This window comes from Aminobacter sp. J41 (assembly GCF_000526635.1).
In the GTDB taxonomy this organism is placed as follows: Bacteria; Pseudomonadota; Alphaproteobacteria; order Rhizobiales; family Rhizobiaceae; genus Aerobium.
In genome coordinates this window covers 40826-63517 of the sequence record NZ_JAGL01000006.1, presented here as the reverse complement: position 1 = coordinate 63517, position 22692 = coordinate 40826, and the positions used below count along the sequence as shown (strand labels likewise).

21 protein-coding genes are annotated in these 22692 nt (G+C 63.5%); 17 read left to right on the top strand and 4 right to left on the bottom strand.

Annotated elements, in window-relative coordinates:
• The first annotated feature begins 81 nt into the window (after positions 1-81).
• The 11 genes from L630_RS0106405 (at position 82) to L630_RS0106355 (ending at position 12000) form a co-directional block, all read left to right on the top strand.
• Positions 82-2091, top strand: a complete 2010-nt coding sequence (locus L630_RS0106405; RefSeq protein WP_186445305.1) for an AMP-binding protein — start codon at positions 82-84, stop codon at positions 2089-2091.
• Positions 2088-2912: an ABC transporter ATP-binding protein gene (locus L630_RS0106400; RefSeq protein ID WP_024847442.1), complete on the top strand. Its 825-nt coding sequence runs from the start codon at positions 2088-2090 to the stop codon at positions 2910-2912. Before L630_RS0106405 ends, L630_RS0106400 begins: the two co-directional genes overlap by 4 nt.
• Positions 2912-3871, top strand: coding sequence for a branched-chain amino acid ABC transporter permease (locus L630_RS0106395; RefSeq protein WP_024847441.1), 960 nt, complete (start codon positions 2912-2914; stop codon positions 3869-3871). Before L630_RS0106400 ends, L630_RS0106395 begins: the two co-directional genes overlap by 1 nt.
• Before the next feature lie 11 nt (positions 3872-3882).
• The gene (locus L630_RS0106390) at positions 3883-4959 is read left to right on the top strand and encodes a branched-chain amino acid ABC transporter permease (protein WP_024847440.1); all 1077 of its coding nucleotides are present in this window, start codon (positions 3883-3885) and stop codon (positions 4957-4959) included.
• A gap of 64 nt (positions 4960-5023) precedes the next feature.
• A complete protein-coding gene (locus L630_RS0106385) occupies positions 5024-6334 on the top strand; it encodes an ABC transporter substrate-binding protein (RefSeq protein WP_024847439.1) in 1311 nt (436 codons plus the stop codon).
• Positions 6335-6386: 52 nt separating this feature from the next.
• Entirely contained in the window at positions 6387-7229 is an 843-nt protein-coding gene (locus tag L630_RS0106380) for an ABC transporter ATP-binding protein (protein WP_024847438.1), read from the top strand.
• Between the two features lie 103 nt (positions 7230-7332).
• The gene (locus L630_RS0106375; RefSeq protein ID WP_024847437.1) at positions 7333-7560 is read left to right on the top strand and encodes an aa3-type cytochrome c oxidase subunit IV; all 228 of its coding nucleotides are present in this window, start codon (positions 7333-7335) and stop codon (positions 7558-7560) included.
• Between the two features lie 513 nt (positions 7561-8073).
• Positions 8074-9198 carry an extracellular solute-binding protein gene (locus L630_RS0106370; RefSeq protein WP_245263669.1) on the top strand — a complete coding sequence of 375 codons (1125 nt, stop codon included), beginning with the start codon at positions 8074-8076 and terminating at the stop codon, positions 9196-9198.
• A 54-nt stretch (positions 9199-9252) separates the two neighbouring features.
• Entirely contained in the window at positions 9253-10320 is a 1068-nt protein-coding gene (locus L630_RS0106365) for an ABC transporter ATP-binding protein (RefSeq protein ID WP_024847435.1), read from the top strand.
• Positions 10313-11194: an ABC transporter permease gene (locus L630_RS0106360; RefSeq protein ID WP_024847434.1), complete on the top strand. Its 882-nt coding sequence runs from the start codon at positions 10313-10315 to the stop codon at positions 11192-11194. Before L630_RS0106365 ends, L630_RS0106360 begins: the two co-directional genes overlap by 8 nt.
• Positions 11191-12000, top strand: coding sequence for an ABC transporter permease (locus L630_RS0106355; RefSeq protein WP_024847433.1), 810 nt, complete (start codon positions 11191-11193; stop codon positions 11998-12000). Before L630_RS0106360 ends, L630_RS0106355 begins: the two co-directional genes overlap by 4 nt.
• A gap of 29 nt (positions 12001-12029) precedes the next feature.
• Here L630_RS0106355 and L630_RS0106350 read toward each other — a convergent pair whose 3' ends face one another.
• Positions 12030-12881, bottom strand: coding sequence for a tetratricopeptide repeat protein (locus L630_RS0106350; protein WP_144708861.1), 852 nt, complete (start codon positions 12879-12881; stop codon positions 12030-12032).
• A gap of 153 nt (positions 12882-13034) precedes the next feature.
• A complete protein-coding gene (gene rpsU / locus L630_RS0106345) occupies positions 13035-13265 on the bottom strand; it encodes a 30S ribosomal protein S21 (protein ID WP_024847431.1) in 231 nt (76 codons plus the stop codon).
• Between the two features lie 324 nt (positions 13266-13589).
• On the opposite strand from rpsU, the gene L630_RS0106340 reads away from it, so the two are divergent.
• From L630_RS0106340 to L630_RS0106320, 5 genes are all read left to right on the top strand, one after another.
• Positions 13590-14843, top strand: a complete 1254-nt coding sequence (locus L630_RS0106340) for a sarcosine oxidase subunit beta (protein ID WP_024847430.1) — start codon at positions 13590-13592, stop codon at positions 14841-14843.
• A 66-nt stretch (positions 14844-14909) separates the two neighbouring features.
• Positions 14910-15200, top strand: a complete 291-nt coding sequence (locus tag L630_RS0106335; protein ID WP_024847429.1) for a sarcosine oxidase subunit delta — start codon at positions 14910-14912, stop codon at positions 15198-15200.
• Complete coding sequence (locus L630_RS0106330) at positions 15197-18184, top strand: sarcosine oxidase subunit alpha (RefSeq protein ID WP_024847428.1); 2988 nt, start codon at positions 15197-15199, stop codon at positions 18182-18184. Before L630_RS0106335 ends, L630_RS0106330 begins: the two co-directional genes overlap by 4 nt.
• Positions 18177-18728: a sarcosine oxidase subunit gamma gene (locus L630_RS0106325; protein ID WP_024847427.1), complete on the top strand. Its 552-nt coding sequence runs from the start codon at positions 18177-18179 to the stop codon at positions 18726-18728. The genes L630_RS0106330 and L630_RS0106325 overlap by 8 nt, the downstream gene beginning before the upstream one ends.
• Before the next feature lie 86 nt (positions 18729-18814).
• Positions 18815-19516: an HAD family hydrolase gene (locus tag L630_RS0106320; protein WP_024847426.1), complete on the top strand. Its 702-nt coding sequence runs from the start codon at positions 18815-18817 to the stop codon at positions 19514-19516.
• Here the strand turns inward: L630_RS0106320 and L630_RS0106315 are convergent, their stop codons facing one another.
• Positions 19517-20545: a phosphotransferase family protein gene (locus L630_RS0106315; protein WP_024847425.1), complete on the bottom strand. Its 1029-nt coding sequence runs from the start codon at positions 20543-20545 to the stop codon at positions 19517-19519.
• Positions 20542-21036 carry a MaoC family dehydratase gene (locus L630_RS0106310; RefSeq protein WP_024847424.1) on the bottom strand — a complete coding sequence of 165 codons (495 nt, stop codon included), beginning with the start codon at positions 21034-21036 and terminating at the stop codon, positions 20542-20544. The genes L630_RS0106315 and L630_RS0106310 overlap by 4 nt, the downstream gene beginning before the upstream one ends.
• 197 nt (positions 21037-21233) lie before the next feature.
• On the opposite strand from L630_RS0106310, the gene L630_RS0106305 reads away from it, so the two are divergent.
• On the top strand, positions 21234-22466 hold the full coding sequence (locus L630_RS0106305; RefSeq protein WP_024847423.1) for an acyl-CoA dehydrogenase family protein: 1233 nt from the start codon (positions 21234-21236) through the stop codon (positions 22464-22466).
• Positions 22467-22692 lie beyond the last annotated feature (226 nt).

The following is a 22692-nucleotide window of genomic DNA, read 5'->3' as shown; positions in this document are numbered from 1 at the left end:
ACAAGTTGTTTCGTGGAATTCTCCGCACAACAATCAAGGTTCCGGTGAGGCGGGAGGGGCCAACTCGGAGCCGGACGCAAAATGAGCGCGTCCATCTGGAGGAGGAACGGGTTGGCGCACACTGCGACCGCACTCGATACATTTCCCAAATACCTGCTTCGCAATGCGGAGCAATTTGGCAGTCGCCCGGCCATGCGTCACAAGGACTATGGCATCTGGCAGACTTGGACCTGGCGACAGCAACTCGATGAAATCCGCGCCTTTGCGCTCGGCCTGCTCGAACTCGGCTTCGAGCGCGGCGACAAGGTGGCGGTGGTGGGCGCCAACCGCCCGCGGCTCTACTGGACGTTCACTGCGGTGCAGTCGCTCGGCGGCATTCCGGTGCCGGTCTATGCCGACGCGGTGGCCGAGGAAATGGCCTACGTGCTCGATCATGCCGGCGTGCGATTTGCCGTCGCGCAGGACCAGGAGCAGGTCGACAAGCTGCTCTCCTTTGCCGATCAGATCCCGGCGCTGACCGACATCATCTACGACGAGAAGCGTGGCCTGCGCGACTATCGCTCCGAAGCGCTGCACGACTTCGAGGAGGTGCAGGCAAAGGGCCGGGCGCTGATCGAGCGCGATCCGTCTGCGGCCAAAAACTGGGAGGACGGCATCCGTTCGGCGAGCGGCGATGACGTCTCGGTCATGCTCTATACCTCCGGCACGACGGGACGCTCGAAGGGCGTGATGATCCGGGCGGCATCGGCGGTGCAGGCTGCGTTTGACACGGTGAAGTTCGACGACCTCACCGAGCGGGACAGCGTATTGGCCTACCTGCCGCTCGCCTGGGTTGGCGACCATTACCTCAACTACGCGCAGGGCTATGTTGCGGGCTTCTGCATGAACTGCCCTGAAAGCCAGCAGACCGTACCGCAGGACCTGCGCGAGATCGGGCCGACCTTCTATTTCGCGCCGCCGCGCGTCTTCGAGGGACTGCTGACCAGCGTTACGATCCGAATGGAGGATGCTGGCCGGTTCAAGAAGTGGATTTTCCGCACCTTCACCGAGGTCGCCCGCAAGTATGGTGAGGCGATTCTTGAAAAGCGGCCGGTGCCGCTCACTGGACGTCTTGCCTATGCGCTTGGCGAAATCCTGCTCTATGGGCCGCTCAAGAATGTGCTGGGCCTGTCAAAAATCCGCGTGGCTTATACCGCCGGCGAGGCGATCGGCGCCGATCTGTTCTCGTTCTTCCGCTCGCTCGGCATCAACCTGAAGCAGCTCTACGGACAGACCGAGGCGTTCCTGTACGTGACCTGCCAGAAGGATGGCGAGGTGCGCTCCGATACGGTCGGGCCGCCGGCACCGAATGTCGATATCCGGATCAGCGAGGGTGGCGAGGTTCAGTTCCGTTCTCCCGGCATGTTCGTCGGCTACTACAAGGAGCCGGAGAAGACCGCCGAGGCGATGACACCGGATGGCTACGTGAAGACGGGCGATGCCGGCTTCTTCGACACCGACGGGCAGCTCAAGATCATCGACCGCGCCAAGGATGTCGGCAAGCTGCGTGATGGCTCGCTGTTCGCGCCGAAATACATCGAGAACACGCTGAAATTCTTCCCGAACATCAAGGAGGCGGTGGCCTTCGGCGACGGGCGAGACTTCGCGGCGGTGTTCATCAACATCGACCTCACGGCAGTGGGCAACTGGGCAGAGCGAAACAACATCGCCTACGCTTCCTATCAGGAGCTCGCCGGCCATCCGCGCGTCTACGAGATGATCGCCCGCAACGTTGACGAGACCAACCGGCGCCTGTCGCAGGAGCCGGCCATGGCGGGCGCGCAGATCCGGCGCTTCCTGATCCTGCACAAGGAGCTCGACGCCGACGATGGCGAGCTCACGCGCACGCAGAAGGTGCGCCGGTCGTTCATCGCCGAGCGCTATGGTGAGCTGATCGAGGCTCTCTATGACGGCTCGAGCGAGAAGTTTGTGTCGACGGAGGTCACCTTCGAAGACGGCCGCAAGGGACGCATCAGCGCGACGGTGAAAATCGCAGAAGCAAACATTTATGGCGGCGCGCATGCGTCGCCGGTGCGGGAGGCAGCAGAATGAATCCGCGTCCTTCGCCGGCTCAGTTCGCGGGTGCCGACGACGGCATTGCCAAGGGTGACGTTCTCCTCAAGGTCGACAACGTCTCGCTTTCGTTTGGCGGCGTGAAGGCGATCACCGACATCTCCTTCGACATCCGCAAGGGCGAGATCCGCGCCATCATCGGGCCGAACGGCGCGGGCAAGACGTCGATGCTCAATGTCATCAACGGCTTCTACACGCCGCAGGTGGGCACCATCACCTTCCGCGGGGAGGAGCGTCGGGCGATGAAGCCGCACCACGCGGTGCGCCAGGGGATCGCGCGTACCTTCCAGAACGTCGCGCTGTTCAAGGGCATGACGACGCTCGAGAACATCATGGCGGGCCGTTCGGTCCTGATGAAGCGCAACATCTTCTGGCAGATGCTGTGGCATGGCCCGGCGCTCAAGGAAGAGATCGAGCATCGCGAGAAGGTCGAGGAAATCATCGACTTCCTCGAGATCGAACACATTCGACGCACGCCGGTGGGCAAGCTGCCCTACGGGCTGCAGAAGCGGGTCGAGCTTGGGCGGGCGCTCGCCATGGAGCCGTCGCTTCTCCTCCTCGACGAGCCCATGGCGGGCATGAATCTGGAAGAAAAAGAGGACATGAGCCGGTTCATCATCGACGTGAACCAGCAGCGCGGCACCACCATTGCCCTGATCGAGCACGACATGGGCGTGGTGATGGACCTGTCCGACCGCGTCGTCGTCCTCGACTACGGCAAGAAGATCGCTGACGGCGTGCCCGACGTGGTCAAGAACGACCAGGCGGTTATCGACGCTTATCTGGGAGTGGCGCACTGATGGACTTCATTCACTCGATCCTCATCCAGCCATTCCTGGACATGGCCGATGCCCCGGACTTCCTGATCCAGGTGCTGTGGGAGGGCATCGTCTCCGGCGTGCTCTACGCACTGATCGCGCTCGGCTTCGTGCTGATCTTCAAGTCGTCGCGCATCTTCAATTTTGCGCAGGGGATTATGGTCGTGTTCGCGGCGCTAACGCTCGTCGGGCTGCACCAGAAGGGCATACCGGCGTGGCTGGCGCTGCCGATGACGCTGGGCGTGATGCTGCTGCTTGCGATCGCCATCGAGCGGGTCGTGCTGCGCCCGCTGGTCAACCAGCCGGACATCATCCTGTTCATGGCAACCATCGGCATCACACTGTTCCTGATCGGCCTCGGCGAGACGATCTTCGGCGGCGAGAACAAGCGCATGATCACCGAGGAACTCGGCATCCCGACCGACAGCTACATCTTCGAGCCGTTCGGCGGACTGGTGATGATCGAGCAGCGCGACATCACCGCCGTGGTGGGCGCGGTGGTGCTGGTGGTCTGCCTGCTGCTCTTCCTCAACAAGTCGAAGATGGGCCGCGCGATACGCGCGCTCGGCGACGACCATCAGGCGGCGCTGTCTGTCGGCATCTCGCTCTCGACGATCTGGGTGCTGGTCTGGTTCATCGCCGGCATGATTGCGCTGGCGACCGGCATCGTCTGGGGCGCGCGTGCCGGCGTGTCGTTCGCGCTCGAGGTCATCGCGCTCAAGGCGCTGCCGGTGCTTATGCTGGGGGGGCTTGAATCCGTCAGCGGCGCCATCATCGGCGGGCTGATGATCGGCATCCTCGAAAAGCTGTTCGAGATCTACTGGGGCCAGCCGCTGCTCGGCGGCAACACCGAGTCCTGGTTTGCCTACATGCTGGCGCTGGTCGTGCTGCTGTTCCGCCCGCAGGGCCTTTTCGGCGAACGCATCATCGAGCGGGTTTGAGGGAAGACTGAATGCTCTATCGCGTCGCAGGACAGTACAAGACCAGCTACAAGGCAGACTACGCGCTGTTTCCGGTGAAGCAGGACGCGTGGCTGCTGGGCGTCATCCTTCTCTTCGCCTTCGTGATCCTGCCGCTGATGGCGAACGAGTTCACCTTCCGTGCGCTGCTCATTCCGGTGCTGATCTATTCGCTGGCAGCTCTCGGCCTCAACATCCTGACAGGATATGCCGGACAGTTGTCGCTCGGTACCGGTGCCTTCATGGGCGTCGGCGCCTATGCATGCTTCAAGCTGGCGACGATCTTCCCTGAGCTCAATATCGTTATCGTACTGGCGCTGTCAGGCTTTTTCTCGGCGGCCATCGGCATGGCGTTCGGTCTTCCGTCCTTGCGTATCAAGGGCTTCTATCTCGCCATCGCGACGCTTGCGGCGCAGTTCTTCCTCGTCTGGCTGTTCCAGAAGTGGGCGTGGCTCTACAACTACTCGGCATCGGGCGCGATCCAGGCGCCGAACATCCAGATGTTCGGCGTAACCGTCGCCGGCGCCAGGGCTTCGGCGATGACGCAGTACTATTTCGTGCTGTGCGTGGTGGCCGTCGTCACCTTCTGCGCCATCAACATCACCCGCGGGCGCATCGGCCGCATCTGGAAGTCGGTGCGCGACATGGACATCGCCGCCGAGCTCGTCGGCATCAACCTGATGAAGGCGAAGCTGCTGGCCTTCTTCGTCTCGTCCTACATCGTCGGCATTGCGGGCGCGCTGTTCGTGTTCTTCTGGCGCGGGGCAGCCGAAGCGGAACTGTTCGACATCCAGCTGTCGTTCCGCGTGCTGTTCATCGCCATTATCGGCGGTCTCGGTTCGATCCTCGGCAACTACCTCGGCGCGATCCTGATCGTGGCGCTGCCTGTCATCATCGGCGCCGTGCCGAGCGCGCTCGGGCTGCCCATCAGCCCTTCGATGGTCGAGCATCTCAATGTCATGATCATTGGTCTGCTCATCATCGGTTTTCTGATCCTCGAGCCGCACGGTCTGGCGCGGCTGTGGGCCATCATCCGGGAGAAACTGATTATCTGGCCGTTCCCGCACTGACCTGCGAGGCCGGCAACCAAGGGAGGAGGACCCGCAGAAAACGGGTCAAAGTGGAGGAACAGGCATGACAGCACAGATCAAGGCAACGCTTCTTGCAACCGTATTTGCGCTGGGCCTTGCGGCACCAGTTGCGGCGCAGGAGGCCCTCAAGCTTCCGAACATGTCCTACCGTACCGGTCCGTTCGCGGCGACCGGCACACCCCACATGAACGGCCAGCTCGACTACATGACCATGCTCAACGAGCGCGACGGCGGCATCAACGGCGTCAAGATCGCGTTTGACGAGTGCGAGACCGGCTACAACACCGAAAAGGGCGTGGAGTGCTACGAGAAGACCAAAGCCGACGGCGCGCTGGTGACGCAGCCGTGGTCGACCGGCATCACCCTGCAGGTGCTGCCGCGCGCCGGCGTTGACGAGATCCCGATGTACGCGCCGGGCTACGGCTTCTCGGCGATGCAGGACGGCAAGACCTTCAAGTGGGCCTTCAACCCGCCGACCTCCTACTGGGACGGTGCGTCGATGATCCTGCAGGGCATTTCCGACGGCAACCTAGACAACCTCAACGGTAAGAAGATTGCCTTCCTGCACCTCGACCATCCGTACGGCAAGGAGCCGATCCCGCTGCTCGAGTCGCTTGCTTCGAAGCATGGCTTCACCTTGCTGCCGATCCCGGTCGGCCTCACCGAGATGCAGAACCAGTCGGCGCAGTGGCTTCAGATCCGCCGCGAGAAGCCGGACTTCGTCGTCATGTGGGGCTGGGGCGCAATGAACGGCAGCGCGATCTCCGAGGCGGTGAAGACGCGCTATCCAATGAACCAGTTCGTCAGCGTCTGGTGGGGCGCGCATGAGCCGGACCTCAAGCTCGTCGGCGAGCAGGGCAAGGGCTATCGCGCGCTGTCCTGGAACTTCGCGGACTCCGAGTCCAAGCTGATGCAGGACGTTAAAAAGTACGTGGTCGACGCCGGCAAGTCGCAGATCAACGCCGAAGCAGGGGAGTTTGATTCCACCGCCTATCAGCGCGGCATCCTGATGTCGGTGATCCTTGCCGAGGCGGTAAAGGCCGCGCAGGACAAGGCCGGCACGCCGAACATCAACCGTGAACAGCTGCGTGTCGGTCTGGAGAACGTCAATATCGACGCCGCACGTCTCGCGGAACTCGGCGCGGAGAACATGATGGCTCCGTTCGCGATGAGTTGCTCCAACCATACGGGCCACGCCAGTGCCTGGATGGTCGAGTGGGACGGCAGCAAGTTCGTGAAGGTCTCCGATCTGCTCACTGCCGACCGCTCGGTTATCGACCCGCTGGTCGAGAAAGCCGCCGCTGACTACGCGGCCGCAAACCAGCCGTGGTCGATGAACGACGAGTGCAAGTAACCGGAAAAAGCCGGCCCGGCGTCACGCCGGGCCGTCACTCTCCCGAGGGACGATGATGACGACAGCCAGCACCGAACCCGTCAGCCAGCCCGGCGATGCGATCCTCTCGGTCAACAACATCGAGGTGATCTACGACCACGTCATCCTGGTGCTCAAGGGCGTGTCGCTGTCGGTGCCGCGCGGCGGCATCACCGCACTCCTCGGTGCCAACGGCGCTGGCAAGACGACGACGCTCAAGGCCATCTCGAACCTGCTGCATGCCGAGCGCGGCGAGGTCACCAAGGGCACGATCGTGTTTAAGGGCGAGGAGGTGCAGGCTCTGTCGCCGAATGAACTGGTGCGGCGCGGCTGCATCCAGGTAATGGAGGGCCGGCACTGCTTCGGCCACCTTTCGGTCGAAGATAATTTGCTCACCGGCGCCTTCACACGCCGCGATGGGAAGGCGGCGATCCGCGATGACCTCGAGCTCGTCTACCAATATTTTCCTCGCCTGAAGGTTCGCCGCACCAGTCAGGCCGGCTACACGTCCGGCGGCGAGCAGCAGATGGTTGCGATAGGGCGGGCGCTGATGAGCCGGCCGAAGATGATCCTGCTTGACGAACCGTCGATGGGCCTTGCGCCGCAACTGGTGGAGGAAATCTTCGAGATCGTGAAGAAGCTCAATGAGGAGCAGGGTGTGTCTTTCCTCCTTGCCGAGCAGAACACCAATATCGCGCTGCGCTACGCCAAGTACGGTTACATCCTCGAATCGGGCCGCGTGGTTCTCGATGGCGACGCGCAATCGCTGCGGGAAAACGAGGACGTGAAGGAATTTTACCTCGGCGTCGGCGGCGAGGGACGGAAATCGTTCCGCGACGTGAAACATTACAAGCGCCGCAAGCGCTGGCTCGCCTGAATTCACAAGCAGCTCGTCGATCAGGGCGCGACATTACTCCCATTGCCCCGATGCACTGTTTTCGCTATCAGCGATGCATCTGTTTTACGGAGGGGATACTGAAATGGCTGACCACACTCCGACGGGTCCTGTCGAACTCGGCGCCGAGATGGACTATCGGGAGCACGAGAAGAGCTACGCGCTGTTCAACACGATCGTGAAGTACGGCTCGATGGCGACCGTGGCGCTCCTCATTGCCATGGCCTTCGGGTTCTTCACGACCGCCGGCTTTTTCTCGGCCACTTTCCTCTTCATCATCCTGATCGCCGCCGGCACCTTCCTGCTGCGCTAAGCGCCAGCCGCTGCGTGAACCGATCGCAAGATTCCGGTTCCTGCAGCGGAGGACGGTATGCTGCCGCGCGAGGCTGACCTGACGGGGCCTCGCGTCGTCGTTTTGCGGTGTGCACAGCGATATTTTTTCGCGGCGCTGCAGGTTGGGATTTCACCGTGTCCGAATCGATGACACGCCGCCCGGCATTGGTTGGAATGCCAATGCTGCCCCTGATGCCAGGAAGGTGAGGGGGCATATCGTCAGGTCGTTGACCCATGACGATGGTCCTGGCGGTTTGAAGACTGTGAAATTTGCTCGCCCGGTCAGCAACCGGGCGTTTCTTTTTCCGGCAACTTCTGGCCGCCTGCTCAGCAAATCAGCATCTGCTAACTTTTTGTTGCCGCGACGTTTTCTCCCTGCGGAATGTTCACCTTAAAGTGGCGGACCGACTAATCATCCGATTGCGCATTTGTCATCGAAATGTATCATAGTGAAAATAAACGCGGGTCATTCGCAACCAGGGAGAGCACTTTCATGATGACAATCCAGAGACGCACGCTTCTGCGTGGTGCTGCGGCGACGGCCGGCCTTTCGCTGGCCGCTCCGTTCATTTCGCGCAGCTACGCGCAGGGCTCCTCGGGGTCGGTCAACATTTTCGCGTGGGCCGGCTACCTGAACGACGAAATTCTCGGCGCCTTCGAGAAGGCGACGGGCATCAAGGCGAACTACACGCCTTACGGCACCAATGACGAGCTGCTGAACCAGCTGCGCGCCAACAATGGCGGTGGCTTCGACCTGATCTGGCCGACCGTTGATCGCGTTCCGAACTACGTTGAATACGGCCTGATCCAGCCGCTCGACGAGTCCAAGGTCGAGGTGTCCAAGTGCCTTCCTAGCGCCTGGGAGAATTCGGCCAAGTTCGGCGCCGTCATCGACGGTAAGCGCTATCAGGTTCCGGTTGACTGGGGCACCGAGGCAATCGCCTTCGACAAGGACCAGGCTCCGCTCGAGTACGGCACCGCGTCCTACGGCGACATCTGGAAGCCGGAGATGGCCGGCAAGGCAACCGTTCGCGGCCATTCGAGCCTCGTCGGCCTCGGCCTGTGGCTCGAAGCCGAAGGCAAGCTGCCGCGTCCGCTGCTCGACGCCTTCACCAGCCCGGAAGCCCAGATCGAGATCTTCGACGTGATCCTTGCCGAGGCGATCGCTCGCAAGGGCAACATCATGCAGTTCTGGACCAACGAGAACGAGGCGCAGGGCGCGTTCCGCGTCAACGGCGCCGCGATCGGCCAGACCTGGGACTCGACCGCTGCTGCGCTCGCCAAGGAAGGCCTGCCGGTCGGCTTCATCGCGCCGAAGGAAGGCGCCCTGGCGTGGATGGAAGGCGTGTCTATCCCGGTCGGTGCGACCAATGTCGAGCAGGCCTACGCCTTCATCAACTGGTTCCTCACGCCGGAAGCCGGAGCGATGTACACCAACGCCACCTCGATCAACTCGACCGCTGTCGGCGCTGCAGACCTTCTGTCGGACGACGCCAAGGCGTTCTTCGCCGCTGCTTACCCGGGCGACGCGCTCGACAAGCTGTGGTGGTGGCCGATCCAGGAGAACTGGTACGTCGCGAAGCGTAATGAATATCAGGACCGCTTCCTCTCGGCCTGATGAAGAACTGAAGGGGCTCGCAAGAGCCCCTTCTCCCCCCACAAGAGGTACCTGATGAGTCACTCCGTCGAGCTGCAAGCGGTCGGCATGAGCTTTGGCGCCACGCGCGCCGTGGGCGACGTCAACTTCACCGTCAATGGCGGCGAATTCTTTTCCATTCTCGGCCCATCCGGCTGCGGCAAGACCACGATCCTGCGGATGATCGCCGGCTTCCTGCAGCCGACTGAAGGCCGCATCCTGATCGGTGGCAAGGATATGCAGGGGCTTGGCCCCAACCAGCGCCCCACCGCGATGATCTTCCAGTCGCTGGCGCTGTTCCCGCTGATGCCGGTCTGGGAAAACATCGCATTCGGACTTGAAGCGCGTGGGGCCTCCAAGGCCGAACGCCGCAAGAAGGCCGATGAACTTCTCAAACTGATCGCCCTCGAGGGCTATGGCGACCGCATGCCGGGCGAGCTGTCCGGCGGCCAGCGCCAGCGCGTCGCGATCGCGCGTGCGCTCGCCGTGGAGCCGCAGGTTCTGCTGCTCGATGAGCCGCTGTCCGCGCTCGACCTCAAGCTGCGCCAGCACATGCGCGCCGAGCTGCGCGCGCTGCAGAAGCGCACGGGCGTCACCTTCATCTACATCACGCATGACCAGTCGGAAGCGCTGGCGATGTCGGACCGCATCGCGGTCATGAGCGCGGGCGTCCTGCAGCAGGTTGGCACGCCGCGCGAGCTCTACGACAATCCGGCGACACCGTTCGTTGCGACCTTCGTCGGCGAGAACAACGCGATCGCTGGCAAGGTGACCACCATCGCCGATGGCATTGCCGCGGTAGAAACTCCGCTTGGCTCGTTGCGCGGCCGCGCCAATGGCGGCATCAAGGCTGGCGACAAGGTCAAGCTCTACGTGCGCCCGGAGGCGCTGGTGTCTGGCGGAGCAGGCGAAAACGTGCTGACCTCCACGGTCGACCGCATCGATTTCGAGGGCGCATTCGGCCTCGCCTATGGCCGCCTCCAGGATGGTTCGCAGCTGATCGCGTCGATCCCGTCGACCGACCTTGCCAATGCGCCTGCAACCGGCAGCCAGGCTTCGTTTGGCTTCGCGACCCAGCATGCGGTGGTGCTGCCCGATGGCTAGTCTCTACCAACGCTTCGGCGGCGGACTCGCCACGATCTTCATCGCGCTGGTCTTCCTGTGGCTGGCGGGCATGGTGCTTGCCCCAAATGTGATGATGATCGACTACGCGCTGCGGCCGAACCTGCCGCCAGCGCAGATCGGCGGGCCGAACGACGTCTATTCGCTCGATAACATCCTCTACCTCGCCAACGAGGCCGTGCACCGCTCGATCTTCTTCAAGACGATTTGGGCCAGCGCCTTCGTCGCGTTCATCACCTTCGTGGTCTGCTATCCGCTCGCTTTTTGGCTGGCACAGCGCGCCACGCCCGGCCAGACCGCCATCGCGATCCTCGCGCTGACGATCCCGTTCTGGATCAACGAGGTACTGCGCACGCTCGCTTGGTACATCATCCTCGCCTTCCGCGGTCCGCTCAACGCCGTGCTGCTGAACATGGGAATCATCGAGGCGCCGGTGCGTTGGTACGGCAATATCGGCGTGCTCGCCGGCATGGTCTACGCCTACATCCTGTTCATGCTGTTCCCGATCTACAACTCGATCGAGAGCCTCGATAAGTCGCAGATCGAAGCAGCCCGCGACCTTGGCGCCTCGACCTGGCGCATCCACTGGCGGGTAGTGATGCCGCACGCCAAGGCGGGCATCGCGACCGGCTGCGTGTTCACCTTCATGCTTGCGGCAGGATCCTACGTGGCACCAGCGCTCCTTGGCGCTCCCGGCAGCCGCTGGTTCACCGAGGTCATCTACAACTGGTTCTTCGAGGGCGGCGACTGGAATCGTGGTGCGGCCTATGCGCTGGTCCTCCTCGTGCTGTGCCTTGTCGTCGTGCTCGCCACGCTCAAGATCGCACGTGTCAGCCTGACGGATGTGGCGAAATGAGTGCCGCTGATCGTATCGCCCGCTGGGTGTTCCGCTTCTACATGGTGGCGTTCTTCGTCTACCTGTTCATGCCGCTGGTGGTGATGTCGGCCGCGACGTTCAACACCAGCCGTTTCCCAACCGTGACGCCGTGGCAGGGCACCACCCTGCAATGGTTCTCGGAGCTGTGGGCGGACGCGGCGATGTGGCAGGCCGTGTGGACTTCGGTCGTAGTTGCCTTCTTCGTCGTCATCGTCTCGCTGCCGATCGGCACGGCCGCCGCGTTGATGCTGACGAGCCTGCATGCGCGGGCGAGGGGCCTGCTTTACGCGCTGATGGTATCGCCGCTGCTGACGCCCGGCGTCGTCATCGGCATCTCGACGCTGGTGCTGTGGCGCCAGCTCAATGTCGGCGGCGGCACGTTCCTGATCGTCGTAGCGCAGTCGAGCTTCATCATCTGCTACGTGATGCTGATGGTGGCGGCGCGCCTGCAGCGTTTCGATCGCACGCAGGAGGAGGCAGCCCTTGGTCTCGGCGCGTCGAAGTTCATGGTCTTCCGCCGCATCCTGCTGCCGTACCTGAAGCCGTCGCTGATCGCGGCCGCCTTCCTGGCGGTGTTGCAGTCGGTCGAGAACTACAACACGACGCTGTTCGTGCGCGGCTTCGACACGCCGCTGACGGTGTTCATCGCGACCAAGGTCCGCACCGGCCTGACGCCGGCCGTGAACGCGCTGGCGCTCATCCTGATCACCATCACGGTGCTTGGCGCCGTCACGTACGAAATACTTCGCCGCCGCAATGCTGCGGCGGCGCGTGAGGCAGAATAGTTTTCTGCTGCTGAACTTGAGAAGGACGGCTAGGAGGTCCGGGTACGGGCCACGCCGTCCTTCGCAACCTTCAAGTTCGGATTTAGGCGCAGCGCCTCGCCATAGGAGCGCATCGCGCGGGTCTTATCGCCCTGTCGCTCCAGCACTACACCCTGATACGCCCAGGCTTCCGCATTCGACCGGTCGATCGTGATGACGCGGTTGAAGTCCGCTGCTGCGTTCTCGTCGTCGTTGAGGGCGAGGTAGGACAGACCACGCGCCGTGTAAGGCTCGGTCGCCTGTGGCGACAGCGAGATGGCGGCCGCGAAGTCCTGCAGCGCGAAGTCGTGCTGGCCGCGTGCCTGATAGAGCAGGCCACGGTTGTGGTAGGCGCGCGGGTCGGTGGTGTCGAGCTGGATCGCCCGCTCGAAGTCCTGGAACGCCTCGCTGTCGCGGCCGGCCAGGCGATAGAGGTTGCCGCGACCGATATAGGCGGCGTCGTAGTTCGGATTGATCTGGATCGCGCGGTTGTAGTCTTGCAGCGCCGCCTGCTGGTTGTTCATGTAGCGATGGATCAGCGCGCGGTTCGCATAGGCCTGGTAGAAGTTGGGGTTGAGGCGGATCGCCGTGTCAAAGTCCCGCAGGGCTTCCTTGTAGCGGCCACCCTTGCCGTAGGCCGAGCCACGGATGTTGTAAGCTTCCGGATCATTCGGAGTCCGGCGGATCACTTCGCTCAGCGAGGAGATGTTCTCGGTTGAGCTCTGTGCGGTGTCGACAGCTACGCTGCTGAGTGTCGACGTGGTCGTCTCGCAGCCACTCAGGGCCAGCGCCGCAAGCAGGGCAAAGACCCCGGCAGTCGAACTCTTCAGGAAACGCCGGTCAGCCACGGCCTCGATCGTCATGTGGTGAATCCCCTTCTTCGCCGCATCCAGCAACGTCTTGCGCCGGGACAGGTTCCAGCCGGGTTGTTGCAGAATAATAAAAAGGTGGCGGCGATTCGCATCACCCCCACCTTCATTCACTATCGTCGGAAAAGGACGAAAACTAGGCGCTTTTTAGCGAGCAGCACCCGCGCGGCCGCCGATCAGGCCCTCGCGCTGTGCGCGCTTGCGAGCCAGCTTGCGGGCGCGGCGAACAGCCTCTGCCTTCTCACGTGCGCGCTTGACCGAAGGCTTCTCGTAATGACCGCGCATCTTCATTTCGCGGAAAATGCCTTCACGCTGCATCTTCTTCTTGAGTGCGCGAAGCGCCTGGTCAACATTGTTGTCGCGGACGAGTACCTGCACGTGCGTTCCTGTCTTCCGTTTGGTTGTGACGCAATAAGTTTTCTAGGTACGGCGGCGCAATACCTTAACGGCCCCGCAGCAATCGCACCACGAATTGGCGCGGCTCATAGCAGACCCCACAGTCATTGTCGAGAGGTTCGCGCTGCGTCGTCTCAATATCTTGTTGCAGTTCGATTTCCACATCATTACCGCAGCGTCAGTCGGCGTTGGCGCAAAACGGCACTGTTGGTCGCAAACGATACAGGAAGCGACGTGCCGTTTGGTTAGTGATACGCCGATTGCCGAAAAGGCCAGCTTCCATCATCGAACCGGGACCAACCTTACATGCGCAAATACTCCGCCTTCGCCATCGCCAGGGAGGCGTTTCGCGGCCACAAGGGGTGGGAACAGCAGTGGCGGTCGCCCGAACCGAAGGCCGAATATGACGTCGTCATCATCGGCGCCGGCGGCCATGGCCTTGCGACGGCCTATTACCTCGCTTCCGAGCATGGAATCACCAACGTAGCGGTGGTCGAGAAGGGCTGGCTTGGCGGCGGCAACACCGGCCGCAACACGACCATCATCCGCTCCAACTACCTCTACGACGAATCGGCCGGGATCTACGACCACGCCGTGAAGCTGTGGGAGAACCTCTCCCAGGAGCTGAACTACAACGTCATGTACTCCCCGCGCGGGGTGATGATGCTCGCGCACAACATCCATGATGTTCAGGTCTTCAAGCGCCACATCCACGCCAACCGTCTCAACGGCGTTGACAATGAGTGGCTGACCCCGGAGCAGGCCAAGGAATTCTGCCCGCCGCTCAACATCGACAAGAACGCGCGCTATCCGGTCCTCGGTGCTGCCCTGCAGCGCCGCGGCGGCACGGCCCGTCACGACGCGGTTGCGTGGGGCTATGCCCGTGCGGCTTCGGCCCGTGGTGTCGACATCATCCAGAACTGCGAGGTGACCGGCATCCGCCGCGCGCCGGCAGGTCATGTCGAGGGTGTCGAGACGACCCGCGGGTTCATCAAGGCAAAGAAGATCGGCGTCGTCGCTGCCGGACACACCTCGGTCATCATGCAGATGGCGGGGGTGCGCGTGCCGCTCGAGAGCTACCCGCTGCAGGCGCTCGTCTCGGAGCCCGTCAAGCCGGTGTTCCCGTGCGTCGTCATGTCGAACACGGTGCACGCCTACATCTCGCAGTCGGACAAGGGCGAGCTCGTCATCGGCGCCGGCACCGATCAGTACACCTCGTACTCGCAGACCGGCGGCCTTCACATCCTCGAGCACACGCTCGACGCGATCTGCGAAATGTTCCCGATGTTCACGCGCATGAAGATGCTGCGTTCGTGGGGCGGCATCGTCGACGTCACGCCCGACCGCTCGCCGATCCTTTCGAAGACGCCGGTTCCAGGCCTCTACGTCAACTGCGGCTGGGGTACGGGCGGCTTCAAGGCGACGCCGGGTTCGGGCAACGTCTTCGCCCACACCATCGCTCGCGACGAGCCGCATCCGATCAACGCCGGCTTCTCGCTGGACCGCTTCCGCACCGGCCGTCTGATCGACGAAGCCGCAGCGGCTGCCGTGGCCCACTAATTCGCGCGTCGCGCATCAGTTTTCCGGATCGCTGAGGTCCGGTCGAGAGACAAGACAGGAAGAACCATGCTTCTCATTCGCTGTCCCTATTGCGAGAAGGACCTGCCGGAGGTCGAGTTTCGACACGCCGGCGAGGCGCATCTCGTTCGTCCGTCGAATATCACCGAGATAAGCGACGAAGAGTTCGAGGCCTACTTCTTCCTGCGCCAGAACCCGAAGGGCATCGTCTTCGAGCGCTGGCGTCACGTCCACGGCTGCGGCCGCTTCTTCAACGCCGCCCGTGACACGGTCAGCGACAAGTTTCTGACGACATACAAGGCTGGCGAGCCGAAGCCGGCATTGGGAGAAAGTGCATGACCGCGCCATTTCGTATTGCGGGGAAGGGAAGGCTTGGTTCGGCCGCCGTTGCGCGCTTCACCTTCGATGGAAAGTCCTATGCCGGGCTGCAAGGCGACACGCTCGCCTCGGCGCTGCTGGCCAACGGCGTTCACCTCGTCGGCCGCTCATTCAAGTATCACCGTCCGCGCGGCTTCCTGTCCGCCGGCGTCGAGGAGCCGAATGCGCTCGTCGGTATCGAACGTGATGCCGCGCGCAAGACGCCGAACATCCGCGCAACCGTGCAGGAGCTCTATGACGGGCTGCAGGCGGTTTCGCAGAACCGCTGGCCGTCGCTGAGCTTCGACATTGGCGCGGTCAACAATCTCGGTTCGCCGTTCTTCTCGGCCGGCTTCTACTACAAGACCTTCATGTGGCCGAAGGCTGCGTGGAAGCATCTCTACGAGCCGTTCATCCGTTCGGCGGCCGGTCTCGGCGTTGCGCCGGACAAGGCCGACCCGGACCACTACGCCGCGCGCTATGAGCATTGCGATGTGCTGGTCATCGGCGGCGGTGTTGCTGGCCTGGCCGCGGCACTTTCGGCGGCCGAAACCGGCGCACGCGTCATCATCGTCGACGAGCAGGCAACCGTCGGCGGCACGCTGAAAGCAGAGACCGGCACGAAGATCGACGGCAAGGATGGCTGGGCTTGGGCGCAGGATGTCGCCAACCGCCTCGCTGCCATGGACAATGTCCGCGTGCTGACCCGCACCACCGCGTTCGGCTACCACGCCCAGAACATGGTTGCGCTGGTCGAGCGCGTTACCGAGCACCTGCCGGGCCCGCTTCCCGAGCTGCCGCGCGAGCGCCTGTGGCAGGTTCGCGCCAAGCAGGTCGTGCTGGCGACCGGCTCGATCGAGCGGCACATGGTCTTCCCGGATAATGACCGCCCGGGCATCATGCTGGCTTCGGCCGGCCGCACCTACCTCAATCACTACGGCGTCGCCGTTGGCCGCAACGTCGGCATCTACACGTCGAACGACTCGGCCTACTACGCGGCCGTCGACCTCAAGAAGGCTGGCGTTAACGTCGCGGCGATCATCGACGTGCGCGACAATCCGCAAAGCGCGATCATCGACGAGGCGCGTTCGCTCGGCATCACGATCAAGACCGGCCATGTCGTTGCCGGCTCCACCGGTCGCCTGCGCATCACCGGCATGATCGTCAAGCCGAAGGCTGGCGGCCCGACGCAGACGATTGGCGTCGACGCGCTGCTTACCTCCGCCGGCTGGACGCCTTCGGTGCACATGTTCTCGCAGTCGCGCGGCAAGCTCGCCTATGACGAGGCGACCCAGCGCTTCCTGCCGGGCACCTACGTGCAGGCCTGCGCCAGCGTCGGCGCCTGCAACGGCACGGATGATCTTGCTGCCGTACTCGCCGAAGCGAGCAGCGCGGGTCTTTCGGCCGCGCGCGCTGCCGGCGTCGAAGGGGGGGCGGCTGCAGCCACGCCGCAGGCGAGTGCATCGGAGAGCTGGACCGGCGGCATGCTGGGCGTTCCACAGGGCGTCGAGGACAAGAAGGCGTTCGTCGACTTCCAGAACGACGTGACGGCTAAGGACATTGCGCAGGCGGTGCGTGAAGGCATGCACTCGATCGAGCACGTCAAGCGCTTCACCACCAACGGCATGGCGACCGATCAGGGCAAGACGTCGAACATGCACGGCCTTGCGATTGCCGCCGAGCTGCTCGGCAAGCCGCTGCCGCAGGTCGGCCTGACGACGTTCCGTCAGCCCTACACGCCGGTCACCTTCGGCGCGATCGCCGGCCACGCGCGCGGCAAGCTGTTCGACCCGACCCGCCGCACCGCGATGCATTCGTGGGCGGAAGAGCATGGCGCCGTGTTCGAAGACGTCGGCCAGTGGAAGCGCGCCTGGTACTTCCCGAAGGCGGGCGAGGACATGCACGCCGCGGTCAACCGCGAGTGCCAGACCGTCCGCAAGACCGCCGGCATTTTTGATGCCTCGACCCTCGGCAAGATCGAGGTCGTGGGCCCGGATGCCGCCGCGTTCATGGAGCTGCTCTACACTAATCCGTGGCAGAAGCTCGAACCCGGCCGCTGCCGCTATGGCATCATGCTGCGCGAGGACGGCTTCATCTATGACGACGGCGTCGTCGGCCGTCTGTCGCAAGACCGCTTCCACGTCACTACGACGACCGGCGGCGCGGCCCGCGTGCTGCACCACATGGAAGACTACCTCCAGACCGAGTTCCCGCATCTCAATGTGTACCTGACATCGATCTCGGAGCAGTGGGCAGTCATCGCCGTGCAGGGGCCGAAGTCGCGCGACATCATCGCGCCACTCGTCGAGGGCATCGACATCTCGGACGAGGCAATGCCGCACATGTCTGTCCGCGAGGGCAAGATCTGCGGCGTGCCGACCCGCCTGTTCCGCATGTCGTTCACCGGCGAGCGCGGCTTCGAGATCAACGTGCCGGCCGATTACGGCCGCGCGGTGTGGGAAGCCGTCTGGGCCGAGGGCCAGAAGCACGGCGCCTGCGCCTACGGCACCGAGACCATGCACGTGCTGCGCGCCGAGAAGGGCTACATCATCGTCGGCCAGGACACCGATGGTACCGTCACGCCTGACGACGCCGCCCTCAGCTGGGCCGTGGGCAAGGCGAAGAAGGACTTCGTCGGCATTCGCGGCATGAAGCGGCCTGACCTCGTCAGGCCGGGCCGCAAGCAGCTCGTCGGCCTCAAGACGAAGAACCCGAGCATCGTGCTGGAAGAAGGCGCGCAGATCGTCGCCGACCCCAACCAGCCGGTGCCGATGAAGATGGTCGGCCATGTGACGTCGGCCTACTGGTCGGCAAATTGCGGCCATTCGATCGCGCTGGCGCTCGTCGAGGGCGGCAGGGACCGTATCGGCCAGACGCTCTACGTGCCGATGCCGGACAAGACGATCGAGGTGGAAGTGACCGGAACAATCTTCTTCGACGAGAAGGGGGAGCGCCTCAATGGCTGACCAGATCGCACTGCGCAGAACAGCACTCGACGGCCGCTCCGTGAAGCGTCCCTGGGTCAGCGTCACCCCCGCAGCACCCGCCTCGCGCCTGGTGTTGCGCGTACCGGCCGAAAACGTTGCGGCCGTCTCCGCCGCGCTCGGGACCGAACTGCCGACGAAGGTTCGTACCTCCGCCACCTCCGGAACACGCTCCGTGCTCTGCATCGGCCCGGATGAGTGGCTGGTGATCGACGCAGACGGGGTCGACCTTGCCGGCGCGCTGAAGGGTGTCGAGGCGTTCCACTCGGCGGTTGATGTCTCTCACCGCAATGTCGGGATCATCGTCTCGGGTGAGGGCGCGGAGGCGACGATTTCCGCCGGCTGCCCGCAGGATCTCTACCTGCCGGAGTTCCCGGTCGGCACCTGCTGCCGTACCATCCTCGGCAAGAGCGAGATCGTCCTTTTGCGCACCGGCGAGCGCGAGTTCCGCGTCGAATGCTGGCGCTCCTTCTCCGACTACGTCTTCACCTTCCTCGAGGAAGCCTCGCGCGATCCGCTGATCTGAGGACGGTTTTCAGCTTGCAGTCAAAGCGGTAGTGTCTTCGCCCGATGAAGACACTGCCGCTTTTTTCTTGCGGCCGGAAGCACACTATGAAGACTGGCCTCACGACCATCGGCTTCGACGCCGACGACACGCTCTGGCAGAACGAGCAGTTCTTCAAGCTGACGCAGGAACGGTTTGCGGAGCTGCTTGCCGACTTCGCCGAACCCACGCACCTGCATGACCGCCTGCTTGCCGCCGAGAAGCGCAACCTTGGCCACTACGGCTTCGGCATCAAGGGGTTTACGCTTTCGATGATCGAGACGGCCGTCGAGGTCACCGAGGGCAAGGTGCCCGCAGCCATTATCGCTGAAATCCTCGCCGCTGGGCGCGAGATGCTGCGCTATCCGGTCGAGACGCTGCCGCATGTGCAGGAGACGCTGGAGGCGCTGGCAGGTAATTTCCGGCTCGTGCTGATCACCAAGGGCGACCTGTTCGACCAGGAGCGCAAGCTCGCGCAGTCTGGCCTTGGCGACTATTTCGACGGCGTCGAGATCGTCAGCGACAAGACGCCCGCGACCTACAACCGCGTATTCGACCGTTACGGTGACGGGCCGGAGCGGGCGATGATGGTCGGCAATTCGCTGAAGTCCGACGTCGCGCCGGCCATCGAGGCAGGTAGCTGGGGCGTCTACGTCCCGCACGAGCTGACCTGGGTGCTGGAGCACATCGAGGCGCCGGAGCATCACCCGCGCTACCGGCAGATCGACCACCTCGGCGAGCTGCGGCGACTGATCGAATCCCTCGCCTGATCAGGCCTCGCTAATCGCCTCGACCGCGAGCCGTGCCAGGAGCGGGACGGCCTCGCCATATCGCTTTGCCTTTTCCGGATTCGACGCGTTGCCATCGAGCGCGCGCTTGTAGACGCCCTGGCAGATAGCGGCGAGGCGGAAGAAGGAGAAGGCGAGGCAGAAGGTCCAGTTGTCGATGCCGGCAAGGCCGCGACGGGCGCAGTAGCGCTCGACATATTCCTCCTCGCTCGGGATGCCGAGCGCCTTGCGGTCGATGCCACCAAGGCCGCGGAACGACGACTCGTTCGGCAACCGCCATTGCATGCACTGATAAGCGATGTCGGCGAACGGATGGCCAAGTGTCGACAGCTCCCAGTCGAGCACGGCGGCGACGCGCGGCTCGTTCTGCACGAAGATCATGTTGTCGAGGCGGTAGTCGCCATGGACCAGCGAGACGCGGCCGTCGTCCTCGATCTGCTGTTCCTCAAGCCAGGCGATCAGCTTGTCCATGTCGTCGATGACATGGGTTTCGGTCGCGCGGTACTGGCCGGTCCAGCGCGTGAGCTGGCGGGCAAAGTAGCTGCCGGGCTTGCCGAAGTCGCCGAGTCCGACCGCCTCGAAGTCGAGGTCGTGCAGCGCCGCCAGCACCTCGTTCATCGCGTCGTAGATGGCGGCGCGCTCGCCATTGCCGAGCTCGGGGAGGGCAGGGTCCCAGAAGATGCGGCCCTCGACGAACTCCATGACGTAGAACATGCGCCCGATAGGCGAGCCTTCGTCGGACAGGTGGAACATCCGCGGCACCGGCACACGGCTTCCTTCCAGCGCCTTCATCAGCCGGTATTCCCGGTCGACCTGGTGCGCGGATTTCAAAAGCTCGCCCGCGGGCTTGGCCCGCAGGACGTAGCGGCCGCTCTCGGCCTCGATCAGATAGGTGGGATTGGACTGGCCGGTGTCGAACTTGCGGATCGACCGAAGCGCCCGAAACTCGTCCACATGCGCCTCGAGATAAGGCGCTAGTGTCTTGGGATCGAGCGCGTTAGGATCGTTCAAGCAGTCGCTTCCTTTTTGTCCATGGCCGCGAGCGTCAGCCAGCGCGCGGTGAGCGCCGGCTTCTTCGAGCCCTCGACCTCGACGGTAACGTCATAATTGAGATGCATCCAGCCCGATGGGCGGGCGATCAGTTCGGCCAGCTTGAAGCGGGCGCGGATGCGCGCCCCGGATTTCACCGGCGACATGAAGCGGATCGATTCAAAGCCGTAGTTGACGCCGATGCCGGCGCCCTCGATCGGCGGGATCGTCTCGTAGGCGAGCGTCGAGAGCAGGGAGAGCGTCAGGAAGCCGTGCGCGATGGTACCGCCGAACGGCGTCTCGCTTGCGGCGCGTTCCGGATCGACGTGGATGAACTGATGGTCGTCGGTCGCGTCGGCGAACTGGTTGATCATTTCCTGCGAGACGACACGCCAGGGCGAGACGCCGATTTCCTGTCCGACCGCGTTCTTCGCGTCCTCAAGCGTGACGGGCTCGCGATTGCTAGTGTTCATGCGAAGCTAATTCCCTGAAATCTCGAAGCAGCCGATGGGCGGCCGCGCATGGCACAATTACCGGGTTGTGCGCGCAAAGTCATCCGGTGCTGGCCTCCTGTTATACGGTCGCGTTTGGCGAAACTTTGCCTAGTATGGACGGCGGATGTCTCTCAAGGGACCCGAGGAGGAGGACATGAATGCCGGCAAGCGCTGAGATGAACCTTGGCATGACGGAACGGCTGAAGCCGATCCACGAACAGGTCGCGCGCATGGTGCGCGAGGAAATCATGCCGCTTGACGCCGAGTTTCTCGCAGAGGTGGGCCGAAACGGCGACCGCTGGAGCTACACGCCGCGGCAGACGGAGATTCTGGAAGGGCTGAAGGCCAAGGCGCGCGAGCGTGGCCTCTGGAACTTCTGGCTGACCGACTCCGAGCGCGGTCTTGGTTTGACGACGGTCGAATACGCCTATCTCGCCGAGGAAATGGGCAAGGCGCATCTCGGCGCCGAGGTCTTCAACTGTTCCGCGCCGGACACCGGCAACATGGAAGTGCTTGAGCGCTACTGTAGCGATGAGCACAAGAAGCGCTGGCTGGAGCCGCTGCTCGAGGGCAAGATCCGCTCGGCTTACCTGATGACCGAGCCGGACGTTGCCTCGTCGGACGCCACCAACATTTCGATGCGCTGCGAGCGCGACGGCGACTCTTACGTCCTCAACGGTGAGAAGTGGTGGTCATCCGGGGCAGGGGACCCGCGCTGCGCCATCTACATTGTCATGGTGCATACGCCGAACCCCGACCGGTCGAAGCACGAGCAGCATTCGATGATCCTGGTGCCCGCCGACACGCCCGGCATCACCAAGCTGCGCGCGATGATGGTCTATGGCGACGATGACGCGCCGCACGGCCACATGCACATCCGCTTCGAGAACGTCCGCGTGCCGGCCGAGAACCTGATCCTCGGCGAGGGCCGGGGCTTCGAGGTTGCGCAGGGGCGGCTGGGTCCCGGTCGCATCCACCACTGCATGCGCGCTATCGGCCAGGCCGAGATGGCGCTGGAACTGATGTGTAAGCGGGCGCTGGGGCGCGAAGCCTTCGGCAAGCCGCTCGCCGAGCTCGGCGGTAATTACGACGTCATCGCCGAGTGCCGGATGGAGATCGAGATGGCGCGGCTGCTCTGCCTCAAGGCGGCGTGGATGATGGACCAGGGCGACCGCAAGGCGGCAGCACCCTGGATCAGCAAGATCAAGGTCGTGGCACCCCGAGTGGCACTGAAGGTCGCCGACGAGGCGGTGCAGATGTTCGGTGCGCAGGGCATTTCTCAGGACACGCCACTGGCAAGGCTGTGGACGCACTTGCGCACGCTGCGGCTGGTCGACGGCCCTGACGCGGTGCACCGCCGCCAGATCGCGCGGCAGGAGTTGAGGAAGTACACGCAGCGGGGGATTTGAGGGGGAGCGGGAGACTCAGAGAGCTTTTGAGCGGGGGGCGTCCTGCCAACCTGCGTCTCATCTTGTCCCGCTTAGCCCCGGCAGCCCCCTCCNCCGCCTTCGGCGGCACCTCCCCCGCTTCGCAGGGGAGGATCCTCAGGTTGAGGCTTTCAAAAGCGTAGCGCCACATCTGAGCCGATGATCGGGCTAAGTGTCATCCTCGTATGTGATCTGCCACCATCACCCT